Annotated in this window: 15 protein-coding genes; 8 read left to right on the top strand and 7 right to left on the bottom strand. The window is 71.0% G+C overall.

Annotated elements, in window-relative coordinates; all coding sequences use genetic code 11:
- The first annotated feature begins 356 nt into the window (after positions 1 to 356).
- Genes pdhA through AC5L3C_RS18445 form a run of 3 tightly spaced genes read left to right on the top strand, consistent with a single transcriptional unit; the run spans position 357 to position 4,003 of the window.
- Positions 357 to 1,562: a pyruvate dehydrogenase (acetyl-transferring) E1 component subunit alpha gene (gene pdhA / locus AC5L3C_RS18455; protein ID WP_493649955.1), complete on the top strand. Its 1,206-nt coding sequence runs from the start codon at positions 357 to 359 to the stop codon at positions 1,560 to 1,562.
- Between the two features lies 1 nt (position 1,563).
- Entirely contained in the window at positions 1,564 to 2,556 is a 993-nt protein-coding gene (locus AC5L3C_RS18450; protein ID WP_493649954.1) for an alpha-ketoacid dehydrogenase subunit beta, read from the top strand.
- 10 nt (positions 2,557 to 2,566) lie between these two features.
- Complete coding sequence (locus AC5L3C_RS18445; protein WP_493649953.1) at positions 2,567 to 4,003, top strand: dihydrolipoamide acetyltransferase family protein; 1,437 nt, start codon at positions 2,567 to 2,569, stop codon at positions 4,001 to 4,003.
- An 84-nt stretch (positions 4,004 to 4,087) separates the two neighbouring features.
- Here the strand turns inward: AC5L3C_RS18445 and AC5L3C_RS18440 are convergent, their stop codons facing one another.
- Positions 4,088 to 5,023, bottom strand: a complete 936-nt coding sequence (locus AC5L3C_RS18440; RefSeq protein WP_493649952.1) for a D-alanyl-D-alanine carboxypeptidase family protein — start codon at positions 5,021 to 5,023, stop codon at positions 4,088 to 4,090.
- Positions 5,024 to 5,220: 197 nt separating this feature from the next.
- Between AC5L3C_RS18440 and AC5L3C_RS18435 the strand changes: the two genes are divergently transcribed.
- Positions 5,221 to 5,877, top strand: coding sequence for a GntR family transcriptional regulator (locus tag AC5L3C_RS18435; protein ID WP_493649951.1), 657 nt, complete (start codon positions 5,221 to 5,223; stop codon positions 5,875 to 5,877).
- Positions 5,874 to 7,184: an MFS transporter gene (locus AC5L3C_RS18430; RefSeq protein WP_493649950.1), complete on the top strand. Its 1,311-nt coding sequence runs from the start codon at positions 5,874 to 5,876 to the stop codon at positions 7,182 to 7,184. The genes AC5L3C_RS18435 and AC5L3C_RS18430 overlap by 4 nt, the downstream gene beginning before the upstream one ends.
- Before the next feature lie 109 nt (positions 7,185 to 7,293).
- On the opposite strand, the gene AC5L3C_RS18425 is transcribed toward AC5L3C_RS18430, so the two are convergent.
- Positions 7,294 to 8,118 carry a maleylpyruvate isomerase family mycothiol-dependent enzyme gene (locus AC5L3C_RS18425; RefSeq protein ID WP_493649949.1) on the bottom strand — a complete coding sequence of 275 codons (825 nt, stop codon included), beginning with the start codon at positions 8,116 to 8,118 and terminating at the stop codon, positions 7,294 to 7,296.
- A 183-nt stretch (positions 8,119 to 8,301) separates the two neighbouring features.
- Between AC5L3C_RS18425 and AC5L3C_RS18420 the strand changes: the two genes are divergently transcribed.
- Positions 8,302 to 9,108 carry a carbon-nitrogen family hydrolase gene (locus AC5L3C_RS18420; protein WP_493649948.1) on the top strand — a complete coding sequence of 269 codons (807 nt, stop codon included), beginning with the start codon at positions 8,302 to 8,304 and terminating at the stop codon, positions 9,106 to 9,108.
- Between the two features lie 132 nt (positions 9,109 to 9,240).
- On the opposite strand, the gene AC5L3C_RS18415 is transcribed toward AC5L3C_RS18420, so the two are convergent.
- The 5 genes from AC5L3C_RS18415 to AC5L3C_RS18395 form a co-directional block, all read right to left on the bottom strand.
- Positions 9,241 to 10,587 (bottom strand): GDSL-type esterase/lipase family protein, encoded by a 1,347-nt coding sequence (locus AC5L3C_RS18415; protein WP_493649947.1) that lies wholly within the window; start codon positions 10,585 to 10,587, stop codon positions 9,241 to 9,243.
- A 109-nt stretch (positions 10,588 to 10,696) separates the two neighbouring features.
- Positions 10,697 to 11,191 carry an LURP-one-related/scramblase family protein gene (locus tag AC5L3C_RS18410; RefSeq protein WP_493649946.1) on the bottom strand — a complete coding sequence of 165 codons (495 nt, stop codon included), beginning with the start codon at positions 11,189 to 11,191 and terminating at the stop codon, positions 10,697 to 10,699.
- A gap of 255 nt (positions 11,192 to 11,446) precedes the next feature.
- Positions 11,447 to 11,704, bottom strand: coding sequence for a DUF6458 family protein (locus tag AC5L3C_RS18405; protein WP_493649945.1), 258 nt, complete (start codon positions 11,702 to 11,704; stop codon positions 11,447 to 11,449).
- A gap of 88 nt (positions 11,705 to 11,792) precedes the next feature.
- Positions 11,793 to 13,088 carry a M18 family aminopeptidase gene (locus tag AC5L3C_RS18400; protein WP_493649944.1) on the bottom strand — a complete coding sequence of 432 codons (1,296 nt, stop codon included), beginning with the start codon at positions 13,086 to 13,088 and terminating at the stop codon, positions 11,793 to 11,795.
- Between the two features lie 119 nt (positions 13,089 to 13,207).
- Positions 13,208 to 15,034 (bottom strand): acyl-CoA dehydrogenase, encoded by a 1,827-nt coding sequence (locus AC5L3C_RS18395; RefSeq protein ID WP_493649943.1) that lies wholly within the window; start codon positions 15,032 to 15,034, stop codon positions 13,208 to 13,210.
- A 162-nt stretch (positions 15,035 to 15,196) separates the two neighbouring features.
- Here AC5L3C_RS18395 and AC5L3C_RS18390 point away from each other — a divergent pair, with 162 nt between their 5' ends.
- Both AC5L3C_RS18390 and AC5L3C_RS18385 read left to right on the top strand, forming a co-directional pair.
- Entirely contained in the window at positions 15,197 to 15,661 is a 465-nt protein-coding gene (locus tag AC5L3C_RS18390) for an SseB family protein (protein ID WP_125505274.1), read from the top strand.
- A 138-nt stretch (positions 15,662 to 15,799) separates the two neighbouring features.
- Positions 15,800 to 16,792 carry a pirin family protein gene (locus tag AC5L3C_RS18385; RefSeq protein WP_493649942.1) on the top strand — a complete coding sequence of 331 codons (993 nt, stop codon included), beginning with the start codon at positions 15,800 to 15,802 and terminating at the stop codon, positions 16,790 to 16,792.
- Positions 16,793 to 16,795: the final 3 nt, after the last annotated feature.

Here is a 16,795-nt window from a genome sequence, read left to right as displayed (position 1 = left end):
CCGGGCACCCCGTGACCTCCCGCGCGGCACGCCGTGCCGTCACGGCGCCGACTCTTCCCGTGCCCGGGGTGGCCGGGATAACGTGCCGTTGCTCCGGCCTCCTGCAAGGCTGTGACCAGCACGCCGTTGAGGCCTAGCCCGATTTACTTGGAAATCCAAGCAAAATCGCAGGTCAATTGGGGTTTCACAGAAATGTGGAGCACTGGGTACCGTGCCTCTTGCAGGGCGCTCGCCGGGGCACCTGTCACGCCTGTTCCCGGCCGAGTGGCACCCACCCCGTGCCCGGTGGTCGAGTAGCAGGTGAGCCGCACTGGCCTACCGGCAACCCCGGGGGCCGGACCGACGGAGGAGCACACGTGACCGTGGAGAGCACTGCCGCGCGCACATCGCGACGCAGCGCCGGAAACAAGGCCGGCACCACCGGCACCAAGCGCACCACCAGCACCGCCAAGAAGGCCGCCGGCGCCAGGAAGAGCGCCGAGCCCGCCCTCGTCCAGCTGCTGACGCCCGAGGGCAAGCGCGTCAAGAACGCCGAGTTCGACCCGTACGTCGCCGACATCACCGCCGAGGATCTGCGCGGTCTGTACCGCGACATGGTGCTCACCCGCCGTTTCGACGCCGAGGCCACCTCCCTGCAGCGCCAGGGCGAGCTGGGCCTGTGGGCCTCGCTGCTCGGGCAGGAGGCGGCGCAGATCGGCTCCGGCCGGGCGCTGCGCGACGACGACTACGTCTTCCCCACCTACCGTGAGCACGGCGTCGCGTGGTGCCGCGGGGTGGACCCGACCAATCTGCTCGGCATGTTCCGCGGTGTGAACAACGGTGGCTGGGACCCGGGCGGGAACAACTTCCACCTGTACACCATCGTCATCGGCTCCCAGACGCTGCACGCCACGGGCTATGCGATGGGCATCACCAAGGACGGCGCGGACAGCGCGGTCATCGCCTACTTCGGCGACGGCGCCTCCAGCCAGGGCGACGTGGCCGAGGCCTTCACCTTCTCCGCGGTCTACAACGCCCCGGTGGTGTTCTTCTGCCAGAACAACCAGTGGGCGATCTCCGAGCCGACCGAGAAGCAGTCCCGCGTGCCGCTGTACCAGCGCGCGCAGGGCTTCGGCTTCCCCGGCGTCCGGGTGGACGGCAACGACGTGCTGGCGAGCCTGGCCGTCACCAAGTGGGCCCTGGAGCGGGCGCGCGCCGGTGAGGGCCCGACGCTGGTCGAGGCGTTCACGTACCGCATGGGCGCGCACACCACATCCGACGACCCCACCCGCTACCGCCACGACGACGAGCGGGCCGCCTGGGAGGCCAAGGACCCGATCCTGCGCCTTCGCCGCCATCTGGAGTCCGCACACCACGCGGACGAGGGATTCTTCGCGGAACTGGAGGCCGAGAGCGAGGCGTTGGGCAAACGAGTGCGCGAAGCGGTCCGTGCCATGCCCGACCCGGACCACTTCGCCGTCTTCGAGAACGTGTACGCGGACGGCCACGCGCTCGTGGACGAGGAGCGGGCGCAGTTCGCCGCCTATCAGGCGTCGTTCGCGGACGAAGACGGGGGTGAGTGACATGGCGCAGACCGTGACATCGAAGAAGATGGCCCTGGCCAAGGCGATCAACGAGTCGCTGCGGCGGGCGCTGGACGCGGACCCGAAGGTCGTCGTCATGGGCGAGGACGTCGGCAAGCTCGGCGGCGTGTTCCGGGTGACCGACGGGCTGCAGAAGGACTTCGGCGAGAGCCGCGTCATCGACACGCCGCTCGCCGAGTCGGGCATCGTCGGCACGGCGATCGGCCTGGCCCTGCGCGGGTACCGCCCGGTGGTGGAGATCCAGTTCGACGGCTTCGTCTTCCCCGCGTACGACCAGATCGTCACGCAGCTCGCGAAGATGCACGCCCGCTCGCTGGGCAAGGTCAAGCTCCCGGTCGTCGTGCGCATTCCGTACGGCGGCGGCATCGGCGCGGTGGAGCACCACTCCGAGTCCCCGGAGTCGCTGTTCGCGCACGTGGCCGGTCTGAAGGTCGTCTCGCCGTCGAACGCGTCGGACGCGTACTGGATGATGCAGCAGGCCATCCAGAGCGACGACCCGGTGATCTTCTTCGAGCCGAAGCGGCGCTACTGGGACAAGTCCGACGTCGACACCGAGGCGATCCCGGGTCCGCTGCACGCCGCGCGCGTGGTGCGGGCCGGTACGGACCTCACCCTCGCCGCCTACGGCCCGATGGTGAAGCTCTGCCAGGAGGTCGCCGACGCGGCCGCCGAGGAGGGCCGCTCCCTGGAGGTGCTCGACCTGCGCTCGGTCTCCCCGATCGACTTCGACGCCGTCCAGGCGTCGGTGGAGAGGACGCGCCGGCTGGTCGTGGTCCACGAGGCACCGGTGTTCTTCGGTTCCGGCGCGGAGATCGCCGCGCGGATCACCGAGCGGTGCTTCTACCACCTGGAGGCCCCGGTGCTGCGGGTGGGCGGCTACCACGCCCCGTACCCGCCGGCCCGCCTGGAGGAGACCTACCTCCCCGACCTGGACCGGGTGCTCGATGCCGTCGACCGCTCGCTGGCGTACTGAGGAGAGGGTCGTGACGACGATGACGAACGCGTCCGTACGCGAGTTCAAGATGCCGGACGTGGGCGAGGGCCTCACCGAGGCCGAGATCCTCAAGTGGTACGTCCAGCCGGGTGACACGGTCACCGACGGCCAGGTGGTCTGCGAGGTCGAGACGGCGAAGGCGGCCGTCGAGCTGCCCATCCCCTACGACGGCGTGGTCCGCGAGCTGCACTTCCCCGAGGGCACCACGGTCGACGTGGGCACGTCCATCATCGCGGTGGACGTCTCGGGCGGCGCGGCCCCGGCGCAGGAGGCACCCGCCGCCCCCGCCGGAGAACCCGCCGAGGAGCCCTCCGGGAAGGGCGAGGAGCCCTCCGGGAAGGGCGAGGAGCCGGCCGCCCGCCAGCCCGTGCTGGTCGGGTACGGCGTGGCGACCTCCTCCACCCGCCGCCGCCCGCGCAAGCAGGCCCCGGACGCCACCGCGGCCCGGCAGGCGGCGGTGGCGGTCCAGTCGGAGCTGAACGGCCACGGCGCCGCCCCCGCCGTCCCCCGGGAGCGGCCGCTGGCGAAGCCGCCGGTGCGCAAGCTGGCGAAGGACCTGGGCGTCGACCTGGCCACGGTCACCCCGACCGGCCCGGACGGCATCATCACCCGCGAGGACGTGCACGCCGCGGTCGCCGCGGCCGAGGCTCCGGCACCGGAGCGGGCACCCGCGCAGGCGCCCGCCCCGGCCCAGGCTCCGGCCGCCCCGGTGTCGTACGACACCGGGCGCGAGACGCGTATCCCGGTCAAGGGGGTGCGCAAGGCGACGGCGGCGGCGATGGTCGGCTCGGCGTTCACGGCGCCGCACGTCACGGAGTTCGTGACGGTCGACGTGACCCGCACGCTCAAGCTGGTCGAGGAGCTCAAGCAGGACAAGGAGTTCGCCGGCCTGCGGGTGAACCCGCTCCTGCTGATCGCCAAGGCGCTGCTGGTCGCCATCAGGCGCAACCCCGACATCAACGCGTCGTGGGACGAGGCGGCCCAGGAGATCGTGGTCAAGCACTACGTCAACCTGGGCATCGCGGCGGCCACCCCGCGCGGCCTGATCGTCCCGAACATCAAGGACGCCCACGCCAAGACGCTGCCGCAGCTGGCCGAGTCCCTGGGCGAGCTGGTGTCGACGGCGCGGGAGGGCCGGACCAGCCCCGCCGCGATGCAGGGCGGCACGGTCACGATCACCAACGTCGGCGTCTTCGGCGTCGACACGGGCACGCCGATCATCAACCCCGGCGAGTCGGCGATCCTCGCGGTGGGCGCGATCAAGCCCCAGCCATGGGTCCACAAGGGCAAGGTCAAGCCGCGCCAGGTCACCACCCTGGCCCTCTCCTTCGACCACCGACTGGTCGACGGTGAACTGGGCTCGAAGGTCCTGGCGGACGTGGCCGCGATCCTGGAACAGCCCAAGCGGCTGATCACCTGGGCCTGACCCTGCCCGCACCTGGGCCTGACCCCCCGCACGAAGAACGAAGGCTCCCCGCCCTCCGCGGGGAGCCTTCTTCGTCGGCGCGGGTCAGACCCGGCCGAAGCCGTAGGTCAGGATCTTCTTCGCGTCCTTCTCGCGCTGGGCGGCGGAGGACGACGCCAGGACCGTGCCGACGACCGTCCTTCCCTTGCGTGTCGCGGCGAAGACCAGACAGTACTTGGCCTCGGGGCCGGAGCCGGTCTTCACGCCGATGGTGCCCTGGTAGCTGCCGAGCAGCGGGTTGGTGTTGGTCCACGGCGCCATCGTGCGGGTGCCGCCCGACTTCGTCCGTGTCTTCGCCGTGTACTTCTTCGTCTTCACGATCGAGCGGAACGTCGAGTTCTTCAGCGCGCTGCTCGCGATCCTCGTCAGATCGCGCGGCGTGGAGTAGTTCTTGCCGTTCCCGATGCCGTCGAACGAGTCGAAGTGGGTGTTCTTCAGGCCCAGTTTCTTCGCGTCCGCGTTCATCTTGCCGATGAACGACTTCACGCGGGCCGAACGCGTCCTGCCCGTGCCGAACGTGTCGGCCAGCGCGTACGCCGCGTCGCAGCCGGACGGCAGCATCAGGCCGTGGAGCAGCTGGCGCACGGTGACCTTGTCACCGACGATCAGCCGCGCGGACGAGGCGTTCTTCGACACGATGTAGTCGCTGTAGGCCTTCTGGATGGTGACCTTGGCGTCGAGGTTCAGGTTCTTCTGCGCGAGTACGACCTTCGCGGTCATGATCTTCGTCGTCGAACCGGTCGGACGACGCGTGTCCGCGGCCTTGGTGTACAGCGACCTGCCGCCCGCGTTGTCCATCGCGAAGCCGCCCTTGGCGACGATCGTGGGCGCGGCGGCCGCCCGTACGGGACCGGTGGTCCGTACCGCGGGCGCGGCCTGCGCGGGCGCTGCGGGAAGGACTCCGGTCGCGAGCACGGCGCCGGTGGTCACGGCGACGCCGATGGCTCCGCGGAGGCGGACGCCCTGAATGCCGATCTTCAAGTGAGGTACCCCGATTGAGTTGAATGCCCCAGTGGTGCGGCGGAGTTGAGGTGCGGCTGTGGTGGGGGCCGCACATGTCCGACTCCTGACGGTGGCGGATGGTTGTGCGTGTTGTGGGGTGACTTTTCGGGGGACGGGCCGAGTCCGCATCGTGGACGGGCGGCATGACGCGTACGTGTTGTATCTATCCTGTCGGCATGACCAGCCTGGCCCATGTGAAGCAGCCGCCCGCCGCCGAGCGCGTCTACAGCCATGTCAAGCAAGCGGTCCTGGACCGTCGGTACGAGGGCGGCACACTGCTCACGGAGGGCGAGCTGGCCGAGGCGGTGGGGGTCTCCCGCACCCCGGTGCGGGAGGCGCTGCTGCGCCTGGAGGCCGAGGGACTGCTCAGGCTCTACCCGAAGAAGGGCGCCCTGGTCCTGCCGGTCTCCGCGCAGGAGATCGCCGACGTCGTGGAGACCCGGCTGCTCGTCGAGGAGCACGCCGCGAAGAAGGCCGTACCCGCGCCGCCCGCCCTCGTCGAACGCCTGGAGCGGCTGCTCGCCCAGCAGAAGGAGCAGGCCGCCGCCGGCGACTTCGCCGCCGCGGCCGTCACCGACCGCTGCTTCCACGCCGAGATCGTCCGCAGCGGCGGCAACGAGATCCTCTCCCGCCTCTACGACCAGCTCCGCGACCGCCAGCTGCGCATGGGCGTGGCCGTGATGCACTCCCACCCCGACCGCATCGCCAAGACCCTCGCCGAGCACGAGGAGATCCTCACGGCGCTGCGCTCGGGCGACGCGGACGCGGCCGTCGGGGTGGTCCAGCGGCACGTCGGCTGGTTCTCCCACCTGGCCAGGGGCGAGGTGCGATGAGTCCCGCCCCGCTCCGGTCCGCGGCCCCCTCGGCGGACCCTCCCGGCGGACGGCGGGCCCTCGCCGTCTGGGGAATCGGCGTCTCCGTCTACTTCGTGGCCGTCATCTTCCGTACCTCCCTGGGTGTGGCCGGCCTCGACGCCGCCGACCGCTTCGGCGTCAACGCCTCCGCCCTGTCCACCTTCTCCATCCTCCAACTGCTGGTCTACGCGGGCATGCAGATACCCGTCGGGCTGCTCGTCGACCGGCTCGGCACCAAGAGGGTGCTGGGCATCGGCGTCGTGCTGTTCACGGCCGGGCAGCTCGGCTTCGCCCTCTCCCCGTCGTACGGCATGGCGCTGGCCTCGCGGGCGCTGCTCGGCTGCGGGGACGCGATGACGTTCATCAGCGTGCTGCGGCTGGGCACCCGGTGGTTCCCGGCGCGGCGCGGGCCGTTGGTCGCGCAGCTGGCCGGGCTGGCCGGCATGGCGGGCAACCTGGTCTCCACGCTGGTCCTGGCGCGGCTGCTGCACGGCGTCGGCTGGACGGCGGCGTTCGCGGGCAGCGCGGCCGCCGGGGTCGTGGTGTTCGTCCTGCTGGTGCTGTTCCTGAAGGACCACCCCGAGGGCCACGAGCCGGCGCCCGCCGGGCACCGGGGCGCCGCCTTCGTACGCCGTCAGATCGCCGCGTCCTGGCGGGAACCGGGAACCCGGCTCGGGCTGTGGGTGCACTTCACGACGCAGTTCCCGGCGATGGTGTTCCTCCTGCTGTGGGGCATGCCGTTCCTCGTCGAGGCGCAAGGGCTGTCCCGGGCGGCCGCCGGTGAGCTGCTGACGCTCGTGGTGCTGTCCACCATGGTGTTCGGCCTCGTCTACGGCCAGACCGTCGCCCGGTGCCACGGGGCGCGGCTGCCGCTGGCGCTCGGCACGGTCGCCGCGACGGCGGTGCTGTGGGCGGCGACGCTGGCCTTCCCGGCGGACACGGCGCCGATGTGGCTGCTGGTGGTGCTGTGCACGGTGCTGGGGGCCTGCGGGCCGGCCTCGATGATCGGGTTCGACTTCGCACGGCCCGCCAATCCGCCGGAGCGGCAGGGGACGGCGTCCGGGATCACGAACATGGGCGGCTTCACGGCGTCCATGACGACGCTGTTCGCGATCGGGGTGCTGCTGGACGCGACCGGCGGCGACTACGCCGTCGCGTTCTCGTCGGTGTTCGTGCTCCAGGCGGTGGGCGTCTCGCAGATCCTGCGGCTGCGGAGGCGGGCGGCGCGGGCGGAGCGGGAGCGGTTGGTGGCGAGCAGGGTGACGTCGGTGCACGTGCCGGTGTAGGTACGCTGCCCGCGGGCCATCGCGCCTCCCCGGAGCCGGGAGTGGGGGAGGCGCCCCGCAAGCGCCGGGCCGCGCATCCCACCCCCGCCCAGCCCTTTACGGGCCGCCGCTACGGCGTCACCGCGAAGTCACGGAGGATCGCCGCCGCCAGGTCCTGGTCGCCCTCCGTCTTCACCCGGTCCGCCACCGCGTCCGCGGTCACCCGGCCGCAGGCCAGCCGGACGTACGTCTCCCAGTCGAGGGTGAGGGTGACGGCCGGGCCGAGGGCCGGGGCCGTTTCCAGGGTGCCGCGGCCCTGGATGTCGACGCGCACCGTGCGCAGGAACTCCACCGGTCCGTGCACATCGATGACCACGGCCGAACTGCGCGGCGCCCCCGCCAGCTCGGCGACCACGCGCGGCAGCTCGGCGAGCAGCACGTCGCGGGCGATGTGCGCGCCGGGGGAGTCGAGGTTGCCGGGCCGGCCGAGGGCCGCGCGCAGATCCTGCTCGTGCGCCCACACGTCGAAGGCATGCCGGCGCATGGACTCCTCCAGCGTGAGTTCCGTGCCCAGCGGGCCGCGCACCTTGGTGCCGGGCTCGCGCGACTCGTTGCGCAGCTGGCGGTTGCGGCGGATGATCATGAGCTCCAGCTCGGAGGTCATCTCCGGCGCCGTGTGGTGGCGGCGCACGTCGACCTGCATCTCCATGTACCGCTGGTGGTCGTTGGTGACGTGGAACAGGTCGCGCGGGAGCGTGTGGATGGGGCGGGGGTCGCCGTACATCTCGGAGTCCAGGCCGATGACGTGGGACACGACATCGCGTACGGACCAGCCGGGGCACGGCGTCCGCCGGTTCCAGTCGGCCTCCACAAGCGGCTGCACCAGCTCGGATATCGCCTCGATGGAGTGGGACCAGGCGTCGGCGTAGGGCTGGAGGGCGGGATGCAGGCTCACGGAAACGGGACCCCTCGGCGGTCGGTACACGGGCAGGTTGTGGCGGCGGTGCCAGTGGGCGGTGGCTGCACTGCGTGGGTGTCTCGGGTCGCTAAGTTACGCTGCTCCGAGGCACCCCGGCAGTGCTTTCGTGTGACGATCGTAGGCCCGCGTGCGCGGGTCGAATGCCAGGACGGTGGTAGTGTGCGCGCTTCCTTGCTCCAAGTCGCCGTGAACGAGGATGAATCGGTCGAATCGCGTCGGCGTCGGGTCGCCGCGATGGTACGGGATCAGGCCGGTGCCGATCTGGTCGTGCTCCCGGAGCTGTGGACCACGGGCGCGTTCGCCTACGACGCGTTCGGCAGTGAGGCGGAACCGCTCGAAGGGCCGACCTTCGAGGCGATGGCCAAGGCCGCGAGCGACGCGGGCGTCTGGCTGCACGCGGGCTCCGTGCCCGAGCGTGACGCCGGCGACGGCACCCTCTACAACACCTCCCTCGTCTTCTCCCCCTCCGGCGACCTGGCCGCCGCCTACCGCAAGATCCACCGCTTCGGCTTCGACAAGGGCGAGGCCGTGCTGATGGGGGCGGGCGAGGACCTGGTGACGGTGCGGCTGCCGCACACCGTGCTCGGCGTGGCCACCTGCTACGACCTCCGCTTCCCCGAACTCTTCCGCGGTCTCGTCGACGCCGGTGCCGAGGCCTTCGTGGTCCCGGCGGGCTGGCCGGAGCGCCGCCGGTCGCACTGGACGCTGCTGGCGCGGGCCCGGGCGGTGGAGAACCAGGCGTTCGTCCTCGCCTGCGGAACGTCGGGGACGCACGCGGGAGTTCCGCAGGCCGGTCACTCGATCGTGGTGGATCCCTGGGGCGAGGTCCTGGCGGAGGCGGGCCCCGGCGAGGAGGTCCTCACCGTCGGCTTCGACCCGGCGTCGGTGGCGGGCACCCGCGAACGCTTCCCCGCCCTCAAGGACCGCGTCCTGGGCCTGGCCGCTCCCCGGCGGCCCCGCGCGTAGCCGCCCCGCCACCGGGAGAACCCGGGGCGGGACGGCGCTCGGCGCTCGGCGCCGCCGGTGCGGGACGGCGCCGGTCGTGCGGGTCAGCGCCGGTCGTGCGGATCGGCGCCGGTCGTGCGGGTCAGCGCCGGGTCAGCGCCGGGCCGAGGACAGCAGCATGCGCAGCGGGACGGCGCCGGCCTCGGCCTCGTGGCCCGCCTTGTTGACGTGGATGCCGTCGCCCACGTCGTACGCCTTGTTGATGCTGTTGGGCGCCACCGGGTCCAGGACGGCGTGGTCGAAGTCGATCACGCCGTCGCAGTCGCCGCCGCAGTTGCCCTGGTCACCGGCGTAGGCGCCGACGTCCCAGCGGTAGCGGTTCATCTGGTCGGTGTAGATCGGGCGCGGCGTGCTCGGCACGACGTACACCTGGATGCCCGCCTCGTGGAGCCGAGCGAAGACGTCCTTGTAGCTGTCGATGATCTGGGCCGACGTGCACTTGTTCTGGAGATCGTTGGTGCCGTAGAAGTAGATCACCCCGGTCACGCCGTGCAGCGCCAGGACATCGCGTTCCAGCCGCGGTCCGGCTTCGAGTCCGGCGACGGATCCCGGGGCCTGAGGGCAGCCGGCCGCGCTGTGGGTGCCGTTGATGCCGGCGTTGGCCACCGCGAGCTGCTGACGCGCGGGCAGTTCCTCGGTGATGCGCCGGGCGAGGACGTCCGTCCAGCGGCTGTTGTTGCCCCACCCGTCGCAGCCGGGACCGCAGTCGGTGCTGCCCGCGCCGTCCACCACGGAGCTGCCGTACCCGACGATCGTGCCGCGCAGCCGCGGGTTGCGCACGTCCACCGCGCTGACCAGGTACGTCGACCCCACGGTCCTCGTGTACGCGGACCCGTCGGTGTCGGCGGTGTGGTCGCCGCCGCCGGGTTCGGTGAGGTAGTGGTCGCGGTACGCCGCGCTGTGCTCGCCGGGGCGCGCGCTGCCGGGCACGTGGAGGCTCACCGCGAGGTCGCTGTGCGCTGCCGTCGTGAGGGCGACCGGATCGCTCCAGACGTCACCGCCGGCCGGCACGGTGACCCAGGCGCGGCCGTGGAAGGTCAGGGGCCGGACGGTGCCGGCGCGGACCGCGGCGCTCCTGCCGTCGCTGAGGGCGACCGTGCCGCGCCCGATCTTCAGCGGCTCGGTGCCGAACTCGTTCTGGATGCGCACCCGCAGGGCCTTGCCGCCCTGGCTCAGACGGGCGATCGACCGGACCGTCTGGTTGTCGAGCGTGGTCGGTGCGAGCCGCTGCTGGGAGTTGGCCCAGACGGTGTGCCAGCCGGCCCGCGCCGGCGCGGTCTTCGCCCCGGACGGGCCGGAGTCCACCGCCGGTGTGGCCGGCGCCGCGCCGACCAGAGTCGAGAACAACGTTGTCATCGCCACCAGGGCCGCGGCTCTTCTGCCGCGGCCGCCGCTCTTGGTGATCCCTTGTCCGCCGCCGAGTATTCGCCTGATCGTCACCGGTTCGCCCTTCCGTGGTCGGCTCCGTGCGGTCACTGGCGATGAATGCCCACAAGAAGCGCGTGTTGCACCCCCGCCCCACGCGGCCCGCGGCGAACGGCGCTCCCGGCTACTCCTGCCGTTCCTTCTCCGCCAGGTGGATCACACACACCGCGACGGCGATGAGCAGCGCGGGGTCGGCGTCCTCCCGTACGACGTCGACGCCGTAGGTCTCGCGGATGCGCAGCCAGCGGCGGGAGATCACGGCGAGCACCTCGCCGTCGTACTCCACGACGAACTCCCGGTCCAGGACGCGGCCGCTGACGTCCAGTTCGGTGCCGCCGTCCGCCAGCGCCACCCGGTAGTGGTTGCGCAGCAGCGACAGCCGCTTGCGCCGGACGGTGGCGAGCGGACGGCCGTCCCGCTCGATCACCATCGTGTCCCGCAGGGCGAGCATCTTCTGGCGGATGTCGATGAGCACCCGGCCCTCGGTGTCCTTCAGTTCGAAGGTGTCCCGCAGCCGCATCGCCTTGCCGTCGACGAGGAAGACCTTGTTGCCCCGGTCGTCCTCGATCCAGTAGTCGTCCCCGATCCCGAGGATCCGGTCCCGCACGAGAAATCTCATGCCGTGACGGTTTCCCCCGCCCCGTCCCCGGGACCCCCCGACTGGGCCGACGGGCCGAGTTCGTTCACCCGGCCTCGTGCGGCTCCGACCGGTCCCGGGAGGCCGGACCAGGAGCGCGCCCTTACCCGCGGTCGTGCGTCAGCACTGGAAGACCTCTGCCACGCGATCGAATCGCGACGTGGACAGGTCTGCGCGGGAGAGGCCCGCTCTCCCGCGCCCTTGTGCATCTCGGCCGCCCCTGGGTTCGCCTGCTGGTCAGACCCCGTACCCGTCGCTGTAGCCGTCGCGGGTGGGGTGGTGGGGCCGGGTGGTGTGGTCGACGACCGGGGTGGCGGGTGGTACGACGACCCGCCGACGCCGGGCGATGCTGCTGAAGGTCGCGACGCCGATCAGACCGACGATCATGAAGATGATGCCGACCAGGTCAAGGTTGACACCCTGCATGTCCCAGTCGGTCGCGAACGTGAGGATTGCTCCCACGGCGATGAGGATGATGCATCCGCCGAGGCCCATGAGTGTCGCCTCCCTGTCCGGTGTTTCCGGTGCGCACCGGGTACCCGGGCAGGCGGCCGTCATGCGCCGTGCTGCGCAGGGCGGCTGACTAGCCCTCAAGAAACGCGACGAGCGCGTTCGCCAGCAGGAACGGGTCGTTGGCCCCGCACAGTTCGCGTGCGCTGTGCATCGACAGGATGGCCACGCCGATGTCGACGGTCCGGATGCCGTGCCGGGCCGCGGTGATCGGGCCGATGGTGGTGCCGCACGGCATCGCGTTGTTGGAGACGAAGGACTGGAAGGGGACGTCCGCCTTCTCGCAGGCCGCCGCGAACACGGCGCGGCCCGAACCGTCGGTGGCGTAGCGGTTGTTGACGTTGACCTTGAGGATGGGGCCGCCGTCGACGCGCGGGTGGTGGGTGGGGTCGTGCCGCTCGGCGTAGTTGGGGTGGACGGCGTGACCGGTGTCGGAGGACAGGCAGACGGAGCCGGCGAAGGCGCGCGCCCGGTCCTCGTAGGAGCCGCCGCGCGCGAACACCGAGCGCTCCAGGACGCCGCCGAGCAGCGGTCCGTCGGCGCCGGTGTCGGACTGGGAGCCGTTCTCCTCGTGGTCGAAGGCGGCGAGGACGGGGATGTGGGACGGGTCCACGCCCCGGGCCGCGGCGGCGAGCGCCGCCGTACCGGCGTGCACGGACAGCAGGTTGTCCATGCGCGGCCCCGCCACCAGCTCGCGGTCGCGGCCCAGGTAGGCGGGCGGTTCCACGGAGTGGACCATCAGGTCCCAGCCGGTGACCTCACCGGAGGAGAGGCCGGCGGTCTCCTCCAGGAAGGCGATGAGCTCGCCGTCGCGGACGTCGCCGCCCATGCCCCAGACCGGCTGCATGTGCCGCTGCTTGTCGAGCTTGAGGCCGTCGGCGTTGACCGAGCGGTCCAGGTGGATGGCGAGCTGGGGGACGCGCAGCAGCGGGCGGTCGACGTTGACCAGCCGGGTGGAGCCGTCGCGCAGCGACAGCCGGCCGGCCAGGCCCAGGTCGCGGTCGAGCCAGGAGTTGAGCAGCGGACCGCCGTAGATCTCCACGGCCACCTGGCGCCAGCCGTGCGCACCGCTGTCCGGGCGGGGTTTCACCCGCAGGTTGGGGGAGTCGGTGTGGGCGCCGACGATCCGGAAGGGCGTGTGCGCGCTCGCGCCCTCGGGGACGTACCAGGCGATGATCGCGCCGCCGCGCAGCACGTACTTGCCGCCCGACGCCCCGTCCCAGGCGTCCGTCTCCGCGACCTGCCGGAAGCCCGCCTTCTCCAGCCGCTCGGCGGCGTTCGCCACGGCGTGGTACGGCGTGGGACTGGCCGCCAGGAAGGACATGAGGTCGTCGGTGTGACCGCGATCGAAGCGGGGGGGTTCGCTCATGGGGTTCACCTTAACGAGGGCGAGGGCCCGCTTCCCTGTGCGGGAGCGGGCCCTCGCGGGGGTCCGGCCGGGTCTCGTGCGGTTCTGTACTGGTTACGTACCGTGAGAGCCCGAAAGGGTCAGAACGCCGACTCGTCCAGGGTCATCAGGTCCAGGTCGACGCCCTCGGCGATCTTGCGGGCCAGGGTGACGCCCGGGAGGACGTTGGCCGCGAAGAAGCGGGCCGCGGCGATCTTGCCGGTGTAGAAGGCCTGGTCCTTGGCGGGGGCCGTGGCCAGCTTGTCGGCGGCGACCGCGGCGCCCTTGAGGAGCAGGTAGCCGACGATCACGTCGCCGGAGGCCATCAGCAGGCGGGTGGTGTTCAGGCCCACCTTGTAGATGTTCTTGACGTCCTGCTCGGTGGCCGCCAGGTCGGTGAGCATCAGGCCGACGATGGCCTCCAGCTCGACCGCCGCCTTGGCCAGGTGCTCGCGGGCGCCCGCCAGTTCCTCGCCGCCCTCGCCGAGCGCCAGGAACTTCTTGATGTCCTCGGCGAGCGAGTTGAGGGCCGCGCCCTGGTTGCGGACGATCTTCCGGAAGAAGAAGTCCTGGCCCTGGATCGCGGTGGTGCCCTCGTACAGGGTGTCGATCTTGGAGTCCCGGATGTACTGCTCGATCGGGTACTCCTGGAGGAAGCCGGAGCCGCCGAAGGTCTGCAGCGACTGGGCGAGCTGCTCGTAGCCCTTCTCGGAGCCGTAGCCCTTCACGATGGGCAGCAGCAGGTCGTTGAGCGCGTGCTCGGCCGAGGCGTCCTCGCCCGCCGCCTCCTTCACCGCGATGGCGTCCTGGACGGACGCGGTGTGGAGGACGAGGGCGCGCATGCCCTCCGCGTACGCCTTCTGCGTCATCAGCGAGCGGCGCACGTCGGGGTGGTGGGTGATGGTGACCTTGGGCGCGGACTTGTCCATGAAGTTGGCCAGGTCCGGGCCCTGGACGCGCTCCTTGGCGTACTCCAGCGCGTTCAGGTAGCCCGTGGACAGCGTGGAGATCGCCTTCGTGCCGACCATCATGCGGGCGAACTCGATGATGCGGAACATCTGGCGGATGCCGTCGTGCTTGTCGCCGATCAGCCAGCCCTTGGCGGGGTGCTTGTCGCCGAAGGTCATCTCGCACGTGTTGGAGGCCTTGAGGCCCATCTTGTGCTCGACGTTGGTGGCGTAGACGCCGTTGCGCTCGGCGAGCTCGCCGGTCTCGGCGTCGAAGAGGTACTTCGGGACGAGGAAGAGGGACAGGCCCTTGGTGCCCGGTCCCGCGCCCTCGGGGCGGGCCAGCACGTAGTGGAGGATGTTCTCCGACATGTCGTGCTCACCGGAGGTGATGAACCGCTTCACGCCCTCGATGTGCCAGGAGCCGTCCTCCTGCCGCACGGCCCTGGTGCGGCCGGCGCCGACGTCCGAGCCGGCGTCCGGCTCGGTGAGGACCATGGTCGAGCCCCACTGCCGCTCGACGGCGATCCGCGCGATCTTCTTCTGCGCCTCGTTGCCCTCGTCGTAGAGGATCCCGGCGAAGGCCGGACCGGAGGAGTACATCCACACGGCCGGGTTGGCGCCCAGGATCAGCTCCGCGTACGCCCAGATCAGCGAGGGCGGGGCGGTGGTGCCGCCGATGGCCTCGGGCAGTCCGAGACGCCAGTACTCGGAGTCCATGAACGCCTGGAAGCTCTTCTTGAAGGACGGCGGGACCGGCGCCGTGCCGGTCTCCGGGTCGAAGACCGGCGGGTTGCGGTCGGCGTCGGTGAAGGACTCCGCCAGTTCGTTCTCCGCGAGCCGGGTCAGCTCGTCGAGGATGCTCTTCGCGGTCTCGGCGTCCATCTCCTCGAACGGGCCCGTGCCGTACAGCTTGTCGCGCCCGAGTACTTCGAAGAGGTTGAACTCGATGTCGCGGAGATTCGACTTGTAGTGCCCCATGGCGACGGCTCCGTTAGAGAGAGATCGGCGAGGCACTGACTCCTCGCACCTAGTTCACGTACCAACAAGTAGCACGATGATGCTACCCGTCGGTAATAAGAAGCAACCCCGATCCGGACATCTGTGACCCAGCCCTCCCGGCGGGTCAGTAGTCTGTGCGGCATGTACGGCTACGACCAGAGCGCGGGGACACAGCAGGGTTACGTTCCGCCGCAGCAGCAGATGCCGGGCGGGTACGGACAGCAGGCGCCGGCCTATCCCGAGCCGTCCGCACCCTCGCTCGCCGACGCCGTGCGCGCGTTCACCTCGGGCCAGATGGCGGCCGAGGACTTCCAGCAGATCTTCGCCACGTCCAAGGTCTACTGCCCGCGCGGCGACAACCCCGGATTCCTCGCCCTGCACAACACCCAGCAGCCGGTGATCCCGATGTTCACCTCGCTCAAGGAGCTGCGGCGGTACGCGGGCAAGGAGTCCAAGTACTTCGTGATCACCGGCGCCGAGGTGATCGACCTGCTGCCGACCGGCTACGGCTTCGTGCTCGACATGGAGGGCGAGCACCGGATGGTGTTCGACGCCAAGGCCGTGGAGCAGATGGTCGAGTTCGCCATGCGCCGGATGTACGGCTGATGCCCTTGCCGCGCAGACGGCGAGGACCGGTCCGCGCCCGAACCGAGCCCGGAGGGAATGCCCTCCGGGCTTTCGCTGTTCCGGGTAGCGGGAAGTTCAACGCTCAACTAAAGTGGGCGTATCCGAGGAGGTACCGACATGCCTGCAGTGACCGTCGAGAACCCGTTGACGCTGCCCCGGGTGACGGTGGGCGCCGACGCCGTGGCCCGTCCCGTGCTCGCCGTCACGACCGCGCCGAGCGGGTTCGAGGGTGAGGGCTTTCCGGTGCGCCGGGCGTTCGCGGGGATCAACTACCGCTACCTCGACCCGTTCATCATGATGGACCAGATGGGTGAGGTGGAGTACGCGCCCGGGGAGCCGAAGGGCACCCCCTGGCACCCCCACCGCGGTTTCGAGACCGTCACTTACATCATCGACGGGATCTTCGACCACCAGGACTCCAACGGCGGTGGCGGCACCATCACCAACGGCGACACCCAGTGGATGACGGCCGGCGCCGGCCTGCTGCACATCGAGGCGCCGCCGGAGCACCTGGTCGTCTCCGGCGGGCTCTTCCACGGCCTCCAGCTGTGGGTGAACCTGCCGGCCAAGGACAAGATGATGGCGCCGCGCTACCAGGACATCCGCAGCGGCAGCGTCCAGCTGCTCACCTCCCCCGACGGCGGCGCGCTGCTGCGGGTCATCGCCGGTGAGCTGGACGGCCACGAGGGCCCCGGCATCACGCACACGCCGATCACGATGATCCACGCGACGCTCGCCCCGGGCGCCGAGGTCACCCTGCCCTGGCAGGAGGACTTCAACGGGCTGGCGTACGTGCTGGCGGGCAGGGGTTCGGTCGGTGCCGAGCGCCGCCCGGTCCACCTCGGCCAGACGGCGGTCTTCGGGGCGGGCGGCTCCCTGACCGTGCGCGCGGACGAGAAGCAGGACAGCCACACGCCGGACCTGGAGGTCGTGCTGCTCGGCGGCCGGCCCATCCGGGAGCCCATGGCCCACTACGGCCCGTTCGTCATGAACACCAAGGACGAGCTGATGCAGGCCTTCGAGGACTTCCAGAAGGGCCGCCTCGGCACGGTCCCGGCCGTGCACGGCATGACCGAGGCGGGCCCGGCAACCGGCGACGACGGCGCCTGAGCG

The organism is Streptomyces speibonae, from assembly GCF_984686075.1.
This window is presented reverse-complemented; position numbering and strand designations above follow the sequence as displayed.

What these genes read in the sequence shown, in the direction of transcription:
- AC5L3C_RS18410 (WP_493649946.1), bottom strand. Translation starts at nt 11,191, where the DNA reads ATGAGATTTCTCGTGCGGGACCGGATCCTCGGGATCGGGGACGACTAC.
- AC5L3C_RS18395 (WP_493649943.1), bottom strand. Translation starts at nt 15,034, where the DNA reads ATGGGGCACTACAAGTCGAATCTCCGCGACATCGAGTTCAACCTCTTC.
- AC5L3C_RS18385 (WP_493649942.1), top strand. Translation starts at nt 15,800, where the DNA reads ATGCCTGCAGTGACCGTCGAGAACCCGTTGACGCTGCCCCGGGTGACG.
- AC5L3C_RS18400 (WP_493649944.1), bottom strand. Translation starts at nt 13,088, where the DNA reads ATGAGCGAACCCCCCCGCTTCGATCGCGGTCACACCGACGACCTCATG.
- AC5L3C_RS18405 (WP_493649945.1), bottom strand. Translation starts at nt 11,704, where the DNA reads ATGGGCCTCGGCGGATGCATCATCCTCATCGCCGTGGGAGCAATCCTC.
- AC5L3C_RS18435 (WP_493649951.1), top strand. Translation starts at nt 5,221, where the DNA reads ATGACCAGCCTGGCCCATGTGAAGCAGCCGCCCGCCGCCGAGCGCGTC.
- AC5L3C_RS18450 (WP_493649954.1), top strand. Translation starts at nt 1,564, where the DNA reads ATGGCGCAGACCGTGACATCGAAGAAGATGGCCCTGGCCAAGGCGATC.
- AC5L3C_RS18390 (WP_125505274.1), top strand. Translation starts at nt 15,197, where the DNA reads ATGTACGGCTACGACCAGAGCGCGGGGACACAGCAGGGTTACGTTCCG.
- AC5L3C_RS18430 (WP_493649950.1), top strand. Translation starts at nt 5,874, where the DNA reads ATGAGTCCCGCCCCGCTCCGGTCCGCGGCCCCCTCGGCGGACCCTCCC.